The following is a 14,530-nucleotide window of genomic DNA, read 5'->3' as shown; positions in this document are numbered from 1 at the left end:
GTTAACCGGACAGGACCAAAACAACAAATAGTGATATTTATTTGTTTTAAATCAATAAGATAAACAGGAATAACACAAAAACCCAGGCACGCAGAACATGCCCGGGTGTATCAGCCATCGGCAGAGAATTAGTCGGCAGAAACCGGCACCAGAACCCCTTTTACCAGCGGATCATCCGTGGTCTTCAACCATTGTTGCAGGCGCGGATCGGAGAAGGCTTGTTTCAGCTTTGCGATATTTTCCTGTGACAGATAAGGCGTACCGATCACCAGTTGCGATGCAAAGGTGCGCGGCGCAGGCGGGAACAGAATGCCTTTGTCACGCGGCACTTTTCCGGCATCAAACTGCGACACGTAGCCAATGGCAGCATCCACCGAGTTCAACGCACGCGGCATTGTCAGCAAATCCAGCTCCTTAAATACAAAGCCATGTGGATTACCGGTGATGTTTTTTAGTTTTGCCGTGCGTGGTTCCACGTTGGGATCGAGGGTGATTAATCCCTGACGCGCCAGCAGCCACAGCGCCTGGCCCTGGTTTGCGCCATCATCCGGCACCACAATGGTGGCCCCCTGCGGCAGCGCATCCACTGAACGGTAGCGGTCGGAGTAGATACCAAAGGCCCACTGGAACAGCGGTAACGTTGGCGTTAGCGCAAAATTATTCGCGTCCACCACCTGTTTCAGCCACCACTGATGCTGATACACCGTTGCCGCGTATTGTCCCTCTGCCACGGCGCGGTCAGCCTGCACCGGGTCTTGCACCCCGACCGCTTCCAGTTTCAGACCGTAATCCGCTGCGATATGGTCATTCACATACTCAATCAGCTTCTGCTCACCCGCCATCGCCGGTTCATAGTGAATTTTTAAGGTGGTGCCAAATACGACCGCCTGCGGTTGCTGGCTACGCCAGAACCAGGCCGCAGCGGCGGCGGCAACGACCACTATAATCAGCAGCAGCCACGGCCAGCGTCGGGTTTTACGTAACTCAAATTCTTGTGTTGTCATAGCGATGTCCCCTGAGGATGACGTAAAGCGGTAACCAAACGATCACCGAGAAATTGAATGGTTTGAATTAAGGCGACCAGTACCACGATGGTGGCGATCATGATGTGATTGTCGAAACGTTGATAGCCATACACCACGGCCAGATAGCCAATGCCACCGGCACCGATGGTGCCGGCAATCGCCGAGTATTCGATCATGGAGATCAGATTGAGGGTGATGGCGGCGACAATCGCTGGCAGTGCTTCGCTGAGTTGTGCCTGGCGGATGATTTGCCAGCGCGATCCCCCACAGACCAGCCCCACAGCGGTGACCTCCCCTGGTAACTCACGCAGGGCGTTATCCACCAACCGTCCGAAGAACGGGATACCGGCGGCAATCATGGGCACCACCGCAGCCGGAATGCCGATAGTGGTACCGGTTAACCAGAAGGTGAACGGGATAATCGCAGCCATCAACACCAGGAACGGTAGCGAGCGTCCCATGTTCACAATCCAGCTCAACATCCGGTTCACGCCCCGATGAGGAAACAACCCGCGCGCGGAGGTGTTAAACAACACCACGCCCACCACCCCACCGCAGGTCACGACAAACAACATCACGATACCGACCATCAACACCGTTTCACCCAAAGCGGGTAGCATCAACGTGGGTATTTCCTTCCAGGGTGTATCCTGACTCATGACAGAGACGCTCATACCGCCTCCTTCAGCAACGGCGCACCCGCAGTGACGCGGCCAATCAACCCCAGTTGTTCCAGCTGCATCAGCAACTGCGACAAAGGAACTCGTTCACGCTGGAAGTGAATGCCAACCTGCAAGCGTCCCAGTTGCAGGCCATTCACCTGCTCGATATGCGCTCCCAGAAGATCAATACGCAGCGCAAATTGCTGACTCAGGCGAGTCAGCCAGTCACTGGCGACCGGCACATCGGTGCGGTAGCTCAGTTGAAGTACCAGCTCTGACGAGGCCGGTTGTGGCGCCAGCGACAGAAGTTGTTGTGCCAGGCGGGAATCAGGCTGCGCCAACAACTGCTTCACCACGCCGTAATGCACAATTTGCCCGTCACGAATTTCCGCCACCGCATCTGCCGCACGGCGTACCGCGTCCATTTCATGGGTAATTAACACAATCGCCAGTCGGTACTCGTCACGTAATTTACGCAGCAGGTCGAGGATGGTGACGGTGGCCTCGGGGTCAAGCCCGGATGTCGCTTCATCAGCCAGCAATACTGATGGCCGCAGCGCCAGCGCGCGGGCAATGCCAATGCGCTGACGTTGTCCACCAGAAAGCTGTGCCGGGAACGCCGAGGCTTTATGGCTCAGCCCGACGTGCTCCAGCAACTCCCCTACCCTCGCGGAGATGTCGCGTTCCACCACACCAAGATAACGCAGCGGCAAGGCGATATTTTCCCAGGCGGATTTGCGCTGCAACAACGCCGACGATTGAAACACGGTGCCGATCGCGCGTCGCTCGCGGCGCAGCACTTCACCACTCAGCCGGGAAAGGTCGTGACCGTTGACGCGGATGCTTCCGGCACTCGGTTGTTCCAGCAGGCTAATGCATTTTGCCAGCGTCGACTTCCCTGCCCCGCTCGGTCCCACCACCGCCGTGATGTTGCCAGGCTGTACCTCAAGGTTGATAGACTTCAACACGTCGGTCACGCGTCCGTCAGGTGCGCGATAGTGCTTACTCAATGCCTCGATCTCGATCATATGACCTCCTGCGGCACCGTCTGCACGCGATAACACGCGCCAGGATGGGGTGCCTGCAACTGTGGCCCGGCCCGGAATAACTTCTCGCGCAGCGTGCCGCTGGCGTACTCTTTCTTAAATACGCCCCGCTTCTGCAATTCCGGAATCAGCAACTCGACCACATCTTCAAAGGTTTCATGCGTCAGCGCGTAGGCAAGGTTAAAACCATCGACATCGGTTTCTTCAACCCAGCTTTGTAACTCATCCGCTACCGTTGCGGCGCTTCCCACCAGTAGCGGGCCAAAGCCACCGATACCTACCCAATCAGCCAGCGCAGCCACGGTCCATTGACGGTCAGGATCGGCGGTGGAGAAGGTTTCCACTGCTGACTGGATGGCGTTGGTGTGCAGATACTTCAGCACCTGATCCGGCTGATACTGGCCGAAGTCGATGCCGGTCCAACCCGATACCAGTGCCAGCGCACCTTCGTAGCTCACCCAGTTTTTGTATTCCTGCCACTTCGCCTGCGCTGCTTTATCCGTTTCTCCGACGATGACCGTTTGCAGATTGAAAATCAGAATGCTGCGTGGATCGCGTCCCGCTTCTGCCGCGCGGCGGCGGATATCTGCCACGGTTTTCTTCAGCAGCACTTTGGACGGTGCCGCAACAAATACGCATTCGGCATGTTCGGCAGCGAACTGCTTACCGCGGCTGGATGCCCCCGCCTGATACAACACCGGCGTACGCTGCGGTGACGGTTCGCACAGATGAATCCCCGGTACGCTGAAGAAAGTACCCTGATGATTGATCGGATGGATTTTGCTGGGATCGCTGAAGATACGGCGCTCACGGTCACGTAACACCGCATCTGCTTCCCAACTGCCTTCCAGCAGCTTGTACACCACCTGGAGGTACTCATCGGCATAGTCGTAACGGCTGTCGTGATCGGTTTGCGCTTTGTGCCCGATATTGCGCGCGCCACTCTCCAGATACGAGGTGACAATGTTCCAGCCAATACGCCCTTTCGTCAGGTGATCAAGCGTCGACAGACGTCGGGCAAATGGATAAGGATGTTCAAACGACAGCGAGGCGGTCAGTCCAAACCCCAGATGCTCGGTCACCAGCGCCATCGGCGTGATCAACGCCAGCGGATCGTTCACTGGAACCTGCGTGGCCTGACGAATGGCGGCATCACCGTTACCGTTAAGCACATCGTAGATGCCTAATACATCGGCGATAAATATCCCATCAAATTTGCCGCGTTCCAGCAAACGTGCCAAATCGACCCAATATTCCAGGTCCTTGTACTGCCACGAGCGGTCGCGCGGATGCGCCCACAACCCCGGTGACTGGTGTCCGACACAGTTCATATCAAAAGCATTCAGGCGTATTTCACGTTGCGATGGCATAGCAATCTCCATAGCGAGGCCGTGATCGCTGTGCGACCCGGCGTTCGTCAGTTAATTTTTAGGGGAATGTTGGGAAATCAGGGTGCTAAAGGGGGACATCGCTCCGCATGTTTGATATGCAGCGACAGGAGAATTTGGCGTGCCACCTCAGCGGCATGATCGGCAACCTGCGGTAATCCCATCAGTTCGCCAAAACGCGCCCTGGCGGCTGGGCCAACCACAAATACATTTTGGCTCGGCTGACCGGATCGCGTCAGCGTGTGGGAATGGCGATCGACGTCAATACCAAAACCTAACGCATCGGCGCGGATGAAGCCTTGTTGACTGAGCGACAGCAGTAACGGTTGGCTGGCGGTTAGCGCTTCATGGCCGGGCCCCGTGGTGACGATAAGATGGTCGAGCAGGTGGTGTTCTGCCGCCCCATCACGGGTATGCAACGTAATATCAAGCTGGTCACCACGGGATGCGATGGCCGTGAGACGGGCCGCCAGCACGCGCAGCGTTCCCGCCTGTTGCCGTTGCGTGATCTCTGCCGCCACCTGTGGCGCAATGCGATAACGATGCACATCCCACCACGACCGCAAATGACGGACAAAACGCTGTTGTTCACGCAATGACAGCGACTGCCAGATGCTTTGCCCCTGCGCGCGTACTTCATCCAGCACACGCTGCCACGGCAATTGCTGTTCTGCGGCGCGCGCGACCTCCGCCCGAATATGATGCAACCACAGACGCGTGCTGGGTTGGGGTTGCGCTGCCAGCGTCCACTCGGGCCATTCACCGCTCAGGTTGGCGCGTGACAGCTGCCCACGCCGGGAGAAGGCTAATAACGGGCCACGATGCTGTCGTGTTGCCAGTGAGGCCACCACATCGGCCATACTCAGACCGGTGCCGATAATCGCCACCGAGGCGTGGCTGTCGATGTTATCAAGCACGCCTGGTTGCCACGGATTGGCAATCAGGGCCGGGTGTGCGGAGAAAGGCAGGAGCGCCCTCGGCAGTGAAGGCGGCGGATGGCTGATTGCCAGTGCCAACACATTGCCTTCGAGCGTTTCACCGTTGCTCAGCAGCAACTGTTGCCCTTCCCAGGCGAGAGCGCTGGCCTGGATATGGCGTAAGGTCACCAGCGGGTGCTGTAGTGCAGCCAGGGCAAACTGTTCGGCGAGGTAACGGCCAAACATGGCACGCTGTGGATACACCGCGCCATCGGCACAATGGGCTACTGAATCCAGTGAACATTCCGGCTGCTGCCGATACCAGCGATCAAATGCCCCCTGCTCATCCCCGCTAAGTTGCATACGTGACGCCGGGACATTGATGCGATGCGCAGGTTCTTGCGTTGAATAGGCTACCCCTGCCCCCAGCGTCTGACGAGGTTCCACCACCGTAACGCGTAATGGCGCGGTCGCGTTACGGGCAAGATGAATCGCCAGCGCTGTGCCGCTGAATCCACCACCCACAATCATCACATGGGGTATCTGCATCGCCCGATCCTCACTGCGTGTCTTCAGCATCAGCTGGCGCTCGCCTGTTTGGTTGGCCGTTTGTCACCACCAATGGTTTCACCAAACGGGCCGGTATTAACGCTGCGGGCGCGTTGTTGCTGCCCGTGCGCCAGCGGCAGCAACGGTAAGAGTAACTCTGCCACACGATGCGCTTCTTCGAGATGCGGATAGCCTGAAAGGATGAAGTTGGTCACGCCCAACGCCTGATATTCGCGAATGCGGGCAGCGACCTGCTCCGGACTGCCGACCAAAGCCGTCCCTGCCCCGCCACGAACCAGCCCGACTCCCGCCCACAGATTAGGAGCAATGTAGAGATTGTCACGCGAACCTTTATGCAATGCGCTCATCCGCGCTTGCCCGGCTGAATCCATACGGGCAAAAATTTTCTGCGCTTGCGCGATCGTCTCTTCATCAAGGTGCGCAATCAGTTTATCTGCGGCCGCTTTGGCCTCTTCTTCCGTCTCACGCACGATGACATGCAGACGAATACCGTATTCCAGCTTACGTCCGTGTGCTTCTGCCCGCGCGCGTACCACCGCCAGCTTCTCTGCAACCTGCGCCGGGGGTTCACCCCAGGTGAGATAGGTATCAATTTGCTGTGCCGCAACATCAATGGCAGCATCGGATGAACCGCCAAAGTACAGCGGTGGACCATTTTCCTGTACCGGTGGGAACAATACCTCAGCACCTTCAACGTGAATATGCTGCCCCTTATAGTCAACCTTTTCGCCACGCAGCAGACGGCTGTAGACGTCCAGAAACTCTTTAGTCACCTCATAACGTTCACTGTGGCTGAGGAAAATGCCATCCCCTTTGTTTTCTACCGGGTCACCGCCCGTCACCACATTAATCAGCAGGCGACCGTCGGAGAGGCGGTCCAGCGTGCTGGCCATACGTGCGGCCAGGGTCGGTGGCTGCAATCCCGGACGCACCGCAACCAGATAGCGTAACCGCTTCGTTAACGGTGCCAGCGCCGAAGCAACCAGCCAGGAGTCCTCACAGCTTTTTCCCGTGGGGATCAGCACGCCATAAAACCCGAGGTTATCCGCCGCCAGTGCGACTTGCTGTAAGTAACCTAAATCAACCGGTCGCCCACCCTCCGTCGTGCCAAGGTATCGCCCATCACCATGTGTAGGAAGGAACCAGAAGACATTGATGTTCTCATTTGAGGAATCGGCCATTATGCATTTCCTATATAACTTTATTAAAAAATGATCATTTCACTTAATTTATTTAGTTATATAGCCGTTAGCGAAATGCGTGCCAATTTCTCATCTTCACTAAACGCCGATATATCAGTAGGTTGATGGTGTTTAGCGTTCGTTATCTGTTGCATTCGCAACTTTGCTTCAACAGCATTTGCTGCATTTGCAACTTCTTATGCTTTTTTCCTGCTGTTCATAGTGAATGTGCTTGTATAGCGTGAGGATACGCTTGCACAAGGATATTCATCATGTTGACACCCTATGCTGATTTTGCGGATTCTCCCCGTTTAGTCGATCCAGCCTCTCGCGCATTTCAATCTTTACTCGACAAGTTTGCCCCAACGGATGCCACCGTGCTGATTGCGGGTGAGACCGGAACCGGTAAAGAAGTGGTAGCCCGCTATCTGCATCATCATAGTACTCGCCGACATGGCCCTTTCCTGGCGGTGAACTGCGGCGCATTAACGGAGAGTCTGGCAGAAGCCGAGTTGTTTGGGCATGAGAAAGGGGCGTTCACCGGTGCCACTCAGGCACATCCAGGCTGGTTTGAGTCAGCCCAGGGCGGCACGTTGTTACTGGATGAGATTGGAGAACTCAGTCTGCCATTGCAGGTAAAACTGCTGCGCGTATTGCAGGAACGCGAAATTACCCGTGTCGGTTCGCGCAAACCCATAAAAGTTGATGTCCGAGTGATTGCTGCAACTCACGTCGATCTGGCTCAGGCCATCCGGGAACGTCGGTTCCGTGAAGATCTGTTTTATCGTCTCAACATCGCTGTCGTCCCCTTACCTCCTTTACGGCAACGACGTGAAGACATACCCGTACTGGCACAACATTTTCTGGCGCTGTATTCCCGCCGTCTGGGACGCCCGGCACGGCGTCTGTCTCCTGATGCGCTCGAAGCCCTGATGCAGTACAACTGGCCCGGCAACATCCGAGAACTGGAGAACACGCTGCATAATGCGGTCCTGCTCAGTCGTGAGGAGACCTTAACCCCTGCGCAATTACGTCTTGCTGGTTACAGTGAACATCGGCTGAGTGATGTTCAGGACTCCACCCTTGATAGTTTTCTACGTCAGTATTTGACGACTGAATCTAATCAACTGTTCGATCGCATGGTGCAAAGCCTGATTAATAACGCGCTGGAGCTTGCCGATAATAACCAAACCCAGGCAGCAACATTATTAGGTATTAGCCGCCATACTTTACGCACTCATCTGGCTAATCAGGGTGTCATTAAAGGACGTCGTAAAACCGTATCAGTCACCCCAGGCCAGGCTGTCTCAGCAGCGCAAGGAGAACGCGAGCTCCGCATCGGATATCAAAAGTTTGGCAATCTTGGCGTATTAAAAGCACGCCAGACCCTGGAACAATGCTTTGCACAGCAAGGCGTGAGTGTGCTCTGGAGTGAGTTTCCTGCTGGCCCACAACTGCTTTATGCTCTGCAAAACAACGAAATTGATTTTGGCACCACCGGTGAAGTACCGCCAATTTTTGCTCAGGCGAGCGGCAATGCGGTGACCTATATCGCCTGGGAACCGCCTGCACCAAGCAGCGTCGGCATCGTCGTCCCGCTTGAAAGTGATATCACGACATTGGCCGATCTAAGAGGAAAACGGATTTCAGTCAATAAAGGTTCAAACGTGCACTGGCTGTTGTTGCAGTTGCTGGATGAAGCAGGCATTGGTCTTGATGAGATAAAAGTGGTGTATGCACCGCCCAAATATCCGTTGACGGTCAGTGATTATCTCTCCGTTGACGCCTGGATGATGTGGGACCCGCTACTCAGCGCAGCAGAGAATAATCCGGCATTGCGCGTCATCGCTAATGGCGAAGGGCGTGTCAGCAATCATCAATTCTATCTGGCCCGTCGTGATTACGTTCAGCAGCATGATGATATCGTGCATCAGTTAGTGGAAGCGTTGCAACAGACCGGACAGTTTATCGATAGCCGCAGGCATCAGGCAGCGATGCTACTGGCGCAGGAACTGGGTCTGGAAACCGATGCCGTCGAGCGCGCCTTATCACGCCGCAGCCATCAAACCCGATCAATGGCATTCGAGGTGATTAAACAGCAGCAGGCTATCGCCGACCGCTTTTATGCTCTGGGCTTAATCAATAAACCCGTTCGTGTCAGAGAGGCTGTCTGGCAGTTTTCTTCGGGGTTACGTTTACTGGCGTAATATCATCTGGCGAGCTGAGCGAGCAGGGCGCCAGGCAAAGTTATCCACCTTTTCTGTGGATAAACTATTGAATATCATCTGGCTAATGAAGGCATTGTCTGACGACGACAGGTTGATGTGAGCTGCAACCCTGGCGATTTCAGGCTGAAATCGTTTTAAAAAAACTATGATATTCATAGAGATAATGATGAAATCGCTGTGGCGAAGCCCTATGATTTCATCTTTCCCATCGTGGCTATACGCCAAATCCAACCTTTTTCTGCTTTATGTTGCCATCGGTTAATCCTGCACCAGGCCAGCTGAATTCTATGGCGAAAAGACATTGCTGCGAGGCTGAAATTATGGCGATTTCAGCCTGAAATTTACCACGGCATTATCGGAATTTCATGAGGTTAGCGATGAAATCAGGCTGGCGAGGAGCAAAAAAAACCGCCCGAAGGCGGCGTAGCTTACTGATTGAGGTATTTGTTGAGGGTTTCGTTTATCACCCGATCAAGTTCGTCCTGTAACTCTTTTGACTGGCGATTAAATTCATAGCTGAACATGCGACCTCGTGTTTTTTTACGCGCGAAACGGTCTTTGTCGGCAAAGGTCCAGAGCGCGGTAGCAACCACTTTATCTTTTGCGGGTGACTGTACCAGCGTCTGGCTTCCATTACGCACCAACCGTAAAATACCGTTCTTCACTTCATCTTCCGCCAGCCCATCACGCGCACAGACAGTATCGACATCCATACCTATCGCATCAATCAGAGCCTCAACCGTCTGCCCGGTTTCCTGGAGCTTCTCATAAGCCTGCAACAGGGATTTATAGTCGGGATAGGTCAGTTCGGAATGATTGGGAAACAGCGTGATTAAATCTGCCGGAACACTCGCCGCCTGCAACGCACGGGTCACTTTAGCCTGCGACAATCCTTCACTCTGCGCGATTTCTTTTTGTGACAGGCCGCCGTCCTTCAGCGCCATCAGACGCATACCCACTTCACGCAGATTATGCTCGCGTGCAGTTTGAATATCCTGCGCCAGGCGACGGGCTTCTTCAGCACTGATAGCCGCATCAGTCACCAGGACGTCAAGGCCCGTTTTACAATGCAATGCCGCAGCACGACGCCGTGACCCATCAAGAATCTCGATACGGTCATCACGCTGCACGCCAATTGCAGGAAAGAACTGCTGGAGTTTGATAGTACGGATAATGTCACGCAGCGATTCGGGGGTGAGTCCCGCCTGGTCGCGACCATTAGTTTCCATCACCACATAGGTTCTTTCTTCAATCTCTTTCGCTGCGATACGTTCCAGGGTGAACTGGGCGCGCTTGCCTGTCGACAGGATAAAAGTTTGAGAGTGGCCTTCTGATGTTTCTTCTGTTTGCAACGGTGTCTGGCTGAATGTTCTGCCAATCGTAATGCGTTTTGCGCTCATAGTAACCTCAGTTCAGGCGAATAAATTCAATACGGTCAAACACGGCTTTGGCGAAATCTTCCGCCGCTGAACGCGCATTCTTTAAGGCTTCGCTGCTGCCAACATAGGTAGAAGGATTGGCCGAAATAACGGTGTCAAAGGACTCACCACAGCGCTCAAAACCATCCAGTCGCGGCAGTGCCGCATCCAGCATGTCACCGCCAAAGATTTCTTTCGCGAGACTGTGGCATAACTTATGGTCGGCCTTATTGGACAACTTCGACATGAAGCCAATATTGCCTTGTAAGCGGCAGCTGGCCCCGGAATCTTCAATGATGCCAATCAGCTCCGGCAGGCGGGTCAAATACTTCAACGTAGAGTGAAAATCGACCTGGGCTGGTGGTACGGGTGTCATCAGCAAATCAGACGCCGCAATGGCGTTCTTCAGGAAAGCATCGAGATGCGGGCCACTATCAATAAAGATGAAGTCATAATCCTTCTTCAGCTTAACGATGACGTTCTCGTATAACACCGAATGTACATTGTGCTGAGGCAAATGCTCGGCGCAGAGTTCATCCCAGCGTGAAGCAATAAAGGCATCATCAATTGAAGCGGGCAGCACATCTACACCCGGGATGATGGAGGGCACAACAAACTCGTTCAACAGTTCTTCACGGCTGACATTCTGCAACATCGCCTGCGCGGCTGTAGCCTCCACCAGACCAACAGATCGTTCATGATTGAGAAACATGGTCGCGGAGGATTGTGGATCGAGGTCAATAACCAGAATGCGTAAATCTTCAAACAGCAAATGCGGATGGGCGCGTAATGCGTGTGCCAAAGAAACGGTTGAGACGGTTTTCGATACACCACCTTTCAGGTTGCCCACAAATAACGTGAAAGCATCTGCGTGGCGGTCACGGTACTTGGGTACACCCCGATGGTGGTAAATATCGATGATGTTCTGAATTGACATGGCATATTTGGTTGAACTGCCCGCCGCGCGCTTATCAAAGGGATAGCCGTTTTCTTCCATCTCATTGACAGCATAATCAACACTGGCTCGCGTCAGCTTAGGCAGTTTTGCCAGCGCTGCTTTCGCGTAAACCTGGTAAAAGGTGTTTTCCTGCAATTCTTCTTTCTGTGCCTGGATCTGTTCCGTCAGACTCATCAGCATTCTCTCAGAACGCTGAGCAACCTTCAGAACTTGCTTTTCATCGTTAGCCATAGTTGCTCCACACATGTAGGATTTATGACTTTATACCGAAATCCTGCACATCAGGCAAATATATCTCATCTAATCAGAAAGAATTGATACTGATGAAGCTCCTTGAGGAAGAAGGGTGTTTGAAGGGATGTTCACTGTAATCAGTGCCGCAAAATTAGCCTCATCGGTCTGTTGTGTAAATCATGAGCTGAACACTTTTCGAGCCATCTCGCAAACATTCACTGTAATCAGTGAAAAGAAGGGAAGATGGATTGAGTCTGATCTGGAACGATAAAAATCTCAGGAGCGGAGCAGGGCATTAACGTTCACTGTAGTCAGTTAGAGTTGTCGATATCGCCTGCAAAGATTCACTGCAATCAGCATTACATTCACTGTAATCAGTAAATGGAGGCAGAACATTCACTGCAATCAGTACTCATCCTCTGACCAAACTGGATTGTGGTAGTACCAAGGGGAAGTGGCAGGCATAACATTCACTGTAATCAGCAAAAAGCACTACTGATTTACGTTACACGGATAAATGTTCACTGTAATCAGTAACATCAGGCAAAGAAACACCAGGGTGTTCACTATAGTCAGTAGAACAATCGAACTACAGATGAAGACATTCACTGTAATCAGAAAATATTGCGCATCCCTTATTCAATATTCACTGTAATCAGCAGAACGCCAGTTCGCTCACCTGGAAAACGTTCACTGTAGTCAGTGAGTCACTTCAAATGCTGAATCGACGACCGGTTTGAAATAGAGAGCATAGTGCCTGCCAGTTAAATGCCACAGAATCCAGCGTGTTGACATCAATTCGTTGCGGCGCGATTCACCGCGCGAACGGGAAGGGAGCGCGATAAATCGCGCCGCGATGGAATGTGCCTTGAGTTAATCGTGTTATGAAACAGGAAACAGAGGGAGCAGGGAGCAGGGAGCAGGGAGCAGGTGAATAATAACATTCACTGTAATCAGTAAAATCGCGCGGGTGATTTGCCGGGCGAGAACAGCATCGTTACCTGATACCTCATACAAAGATTCACTGTAATCAGTAGATGGGGAGTGGGTAAAAGTCATCACAGATGTTCACTGTAATCAGTATCCAATGGCGAGCCAGCCACAACAGAACGTTCACTATATTCAGTAACGCAACCCCGGCTTAAGAGACTAACGTTCACTGTAATCAGAAAGAGGGAGCAACAAAGACCAGGTTGGATCATTCACTGTAATCAGTAAGAGGTAGCCAGATAGAACGTGAGCAAGGTTCACTGTACTCAGTAAAACGCTCAGAATAAGTGCGGGTTGTTCAAAAGGGGAGCGAATCCGGAACGAATTTAAGCCAGAATTCACTGTAATCGGTGACAGCGTGACGTTGGGCTTTAATGCAACATTTCAGGCGTAACCTCTTCCTCAAATCGTCCACTGTAGTCAGTAAAATGGGGCAATCATTCACTGTAATCAGCAGACGTGACCAACCCTGTCACTTTTTATCCTCTACAAAGTAGCAAACTACCGATTACAGTGAACTCTTCATTAAATCTCAGATAAAATAATTTAAAATCAGTTAGATAAATATAAACATTCACTGCAATCAGTACATGAGATAAGCAGCTTACATTCACTATAACGAGTAATGTCTGCCTTACTTCAAACGTTCACTGTAATCAGTATCCCCCTATAAAAAGGGCGTATCTGAGACGCTTAAAAATAAAATGTAAGTGCTCACTATCAATAAAATCCTTGTAATAGGCTTGTCGAAAACGAGAACTATCAAAACTGTGTAGCAAAACGAAGCGTGATTGCTGATTACAGTGAACGTGACTGATTACAGTGAACAACAGCGCTGGCTACTGATTGCAGTGAATGATACGGGAGAGAGTCAGTGTCACTTTTACGCTAAAAGTGACACTGCAACATGCGAATGGCTGACTACAGTGAACGTTGAAATTCAGTCTTCAAAATCCAAATCTTCCAGAGAGTCGATACTCTCCAGATTACTGATTCCGTCCAGTTTTGGGGTTCGACTGTGGATAATGAAAAACACTGAGCGCCCACGCTTCACTTCGGAATAGTCGAGATAACCAATCTCCTTCAACTGCTCCATCGCACGACGAACCACATGGTTTTGCGTCGTGGTTTTAGAACCCAGGTTTAAACGCATACGCAGACGCGCCAGCGAAATAGGGGCAGGGTTAGTTGGCAGACTCTCCAGATAGGTATACAGCGCCTGAGCAGATTCCTTACGCTTAAGCCGCGAGATAGCACGCAGTTGCAGCAGAACCTTATGATCGAAGTTATACAGTTCGAATAACTTAGGATCCGCCTGAATACGCACCACATCCTTCTCACGATCGTAATAGGCCGATTGCACCAGATGGGTGTGATAAGCCTTACCATTACCTTCAAAGGAAAGGGTATTGGTGGCGATACGACGTAATGAGGCGTCAAGACGCTTACGCAGGGCCGCTGAGGAGTTCGCCGAAGGAATGCCACACATTTTAACGAAATCAATAAACGGCAACGTCACCGTGTCGCCTTTTGACGGATAGCGTGAGAATGACTGGATGATCCCGGCCCAGGTTTTGAAATCGTTATCCATATCCAGCCTGGCACCGGTGATGGTAATCTTTTCATAACCTTCAGCTTTCACCAACGAGAGGTTCTTCAGCTCTTTGGTCGCATCGGTGGAGGCCATTGCGCCTGATTTACCGCGTGCAGTTGACTTCAATGTCGGAACGAACAGTCCAAGGCGCATTAACGCCACCGGTTGTACGGTGTTATTTTTGTTAGGGTGGAGCTGAATAACTTCACCGCTGTTTTTTGTCACCGACAGAAAAGGTTCAAGTAACGCCTTGTTTTCACTCTCTTTATCTGCCATAGCCTGAGATCTTCATTCTGTGGATGAAAAGGATCGGTTTCTG

10 protein-coding genes are annotated in these 14,530 nt (G+C 52.4%); 1 reads left to right on the top strand and 9 read right to left on the bottom strand.

Annotated features, from left to right (window positions below):
- Positions 1-128: 128 nt before the first annotated feature.
- From AC6I8N_RS20260 to ssuD, 6 genes are all read right to left on the bottom strand, one after another.
- Entirely contained in the window at positions 129-1,004 is an 876-nt protein-coding gene (locus AC6I8N_RS20260; RefSeq protein ID WP_497830930.1) for a MetQ/NlpA family ABC transporter substrate-binding protein, read from the bottom strand.
- Positions 1,001-1,699 carry a methionine ABC transporter permease gene (locus tag AC6I8N_RS20255; RefSeq protein WP_497830929.1) on the bottom strand — a complete coding sequence of 233 codons (699 nt, stop codon included), beginning with the start codon at positions 1,697-1,699 and terminating at the stop codon, positions 1,001-1,003. The genes AC6I8N_RS20260 and AC6I8N_RS20255 overlap by 4 nt, the downstream gene beginning before the upstream one ends.
- The gene (locus tag AC6I8N_RS20250; protein ID WP_497830928.1) at positions 1,696-2,715 is read right to left on the bottom strand and encodes a methionine ABC transporter ATP-binding protein; all 1,020 of its coding nucleotides are present in this window, start codon (positions 2,713-2,715) and stop codon (positions 1,696-1,698) included. Before AC6I8N_RS20250 ends, AC6I8N_RS20255 begins: the two co-directional genes overlap by 4 nt.
- Entirely contained in the window at positions 2,712-4,103 is a 1,392-nt protein-coding gene (locus tag AC6I8N_RS20245) for an LLM class flavin-dependent oxidoreductase (RefSeq protein ID WP_497830927.1), read from the bottom strand. Before AC6I8N_RS20245 ends, AC6I8N_RS20250 begins: the two co-directional genes overlap by 4 nt.
- A gap of 77 nt (positions 4,104-4,180) precedes the next feature.
- Positions 4,181-5,617 carry an FAD/NAD(P)-binding protein gene (locus tag AC6I8N_RS20240; protein ID WP_497830926.1) on the bottom strand — a complete coding sequence of 479 codons (1,437 nt, stop codon included), beginning with the start codon at positions 5,615-5,617 and terminating at the stop codon, positions 4,181-4,183.
- Complete coding sequence (gene ssuD, locus AC6I8N_RS20235) at positions 5,617-6,789, bottom strand: FMNH2-dependent alkanesulfonate monooxygenase (RefSeq protein ID WP_208726087.1); 1,173 nt, start codon at positions 6,787-6,789, stop codon at positions 5,617-5,619. The genes AC6I8N_RS20240 and ssuD overlap by 1 nt, the downstream gene beginning before the upstream one ends.
- Before the next feature lie 272 nt (positions 6,790-7,061).
- Between ssuD and AC6I8N_RS20230 the strand changes: the two genes are divergently transcribed.
- The gene (locus AC6I8N_RS20230) at positions 7,062-8,996 is read left to right on the top strand and encodes a sigma-54-dependent Fis family transcriptional regulator (protein WP_497830925.1); all 1,935 of its coding nucleotides are present in this window, start codon (positions 7,062-7,064) and stop codon (positions 8,994-8,996) included.
- A 449-nt stretch (positions 8,997-9,445) separates the two neighbouring features.
- Here the strand turns inward: AC6I8N_RS20230 and AC6I8N_RS20225 are convergent, their stop codons facing one another.
- The 3 genes from AC6I8N_RS20225 to AC6I8N_RS20215 form a co-directional block, all read right to left on the bottom strand.
- The gene (locus AC6I8N_RS20225) at positions 9,446-10,417 is read right to left on the bottom strand and encodes a ParB family protein (protein WP_415173273.1); all 972 of its coding nucleotides are present in this window, start codon (positions 10,415-10,417) and stop codon (positions 9,446-9,448) included.
- A gap of 7 nt (positions 10,418-10,424) precedes the next feature.
- Positions 10,425-11,624: an AAA family ATPase gene (locus AC6I8N_RS20220; RefSeq protein ID WP_208726074.1), complete on the bottom strand. Its 1,200-nt coding sequence runs from the start codon at positions 11,622-11,624 to the stop codon at positions 10,425-10,427.
- Positions 11,625-13,557: 1,933 nt separating this feature from the next.
- A complete protein-coding gene (locus AC6I8N_RS20215) occupies positions 13,558-14,487 on the bottom strand; it encodes a RepB family plasmid replication initiator protein (RefSeq protein ID WP_208726072.1) in 930 nt (309 codons plus the stop codon).
- Positions 14,488-14,530 lie beyond the last annotated feature (43 nt).

It is taken from the genome of Pantoea sp. X-Soil-TKNS-1279, assembly GCF_059730565.1.
The sequence above is the reverse complement of the archived record's forward strand: the minus strand, read 5'-3'. Positions and strand labels throughout refer to the sequence as shown.

Coding starts and splice junctions, on each gene's coding strand:
- ssuD (WP_208726087.1), bottom strand. CDS start 6,789: ATGGCCGATTCCTCAAATGAGAACATCAATGTCTTCTGGTTCCTTCCT.
- AC6I8N_RS20215 (WP_208726072.1), bottom strand. CDS start 14,487: ATGGCAGATAAAGAGAGTGAAAACAAGGCGTTACTTGAACCTTTTCTG.
- AC6I8N_RS20220 (WP_208726074.1), bottom strand. CDS start 11,624: ATGGCTAACGATGAAAAGCAAGTTCTGAAGGTTGCTCAGCGTTCTGAG.
- AC6I8N_RS20245 (WP_497830927.1), bottom strand. CDS start 4,103: ATGCCATCGCAACGTGAAATACGCCTGAATGCTTTTGATATGAACTGT.
- AC6I8N_RS20260 (WP_497830930.1), bottom strand. CDS start 1,004: ATGACAACACAAGAATTTGAGTTACGTAAAACCCGACGCTGGCCGTGG.
- AC6I8N_RS20225 (WP_415173273.1), bottom strand. CDS start 10,417: ATGAGCGCAAAACGCATTACGATTGGCAGAACATTCAGCCAGACACCG.
- AC6I8N_RS20250 (WP_497830928.1), bottom strand. CDS start 2,715: ATGATCGAGATCGAGGCATTGAGTAAGCACTATCGCGCACCTGACGGA.
- AC6I8N_RS20240 (WP_497830926.1), bottom strand. CDS start 5,617: ATGCTGAAGACACGCAGTGAGGATCGGGCGATGCAGATACCCCATGTG.
- AC6I8N_RS20230 (WP_497830925.1), top strand. CDS start 7,062: ATGTTGACACCCTATGCTGATTTTGCGGATTCTCCCCGTTTAGTCGAT.
- AC6I8N_RS20255 (WP_497830929.1), bottom strand. CDS start 1,699: ATGAGCGTCTCTGTCATGAGTCAGGATACACCCTGGAAGGAAATACCC.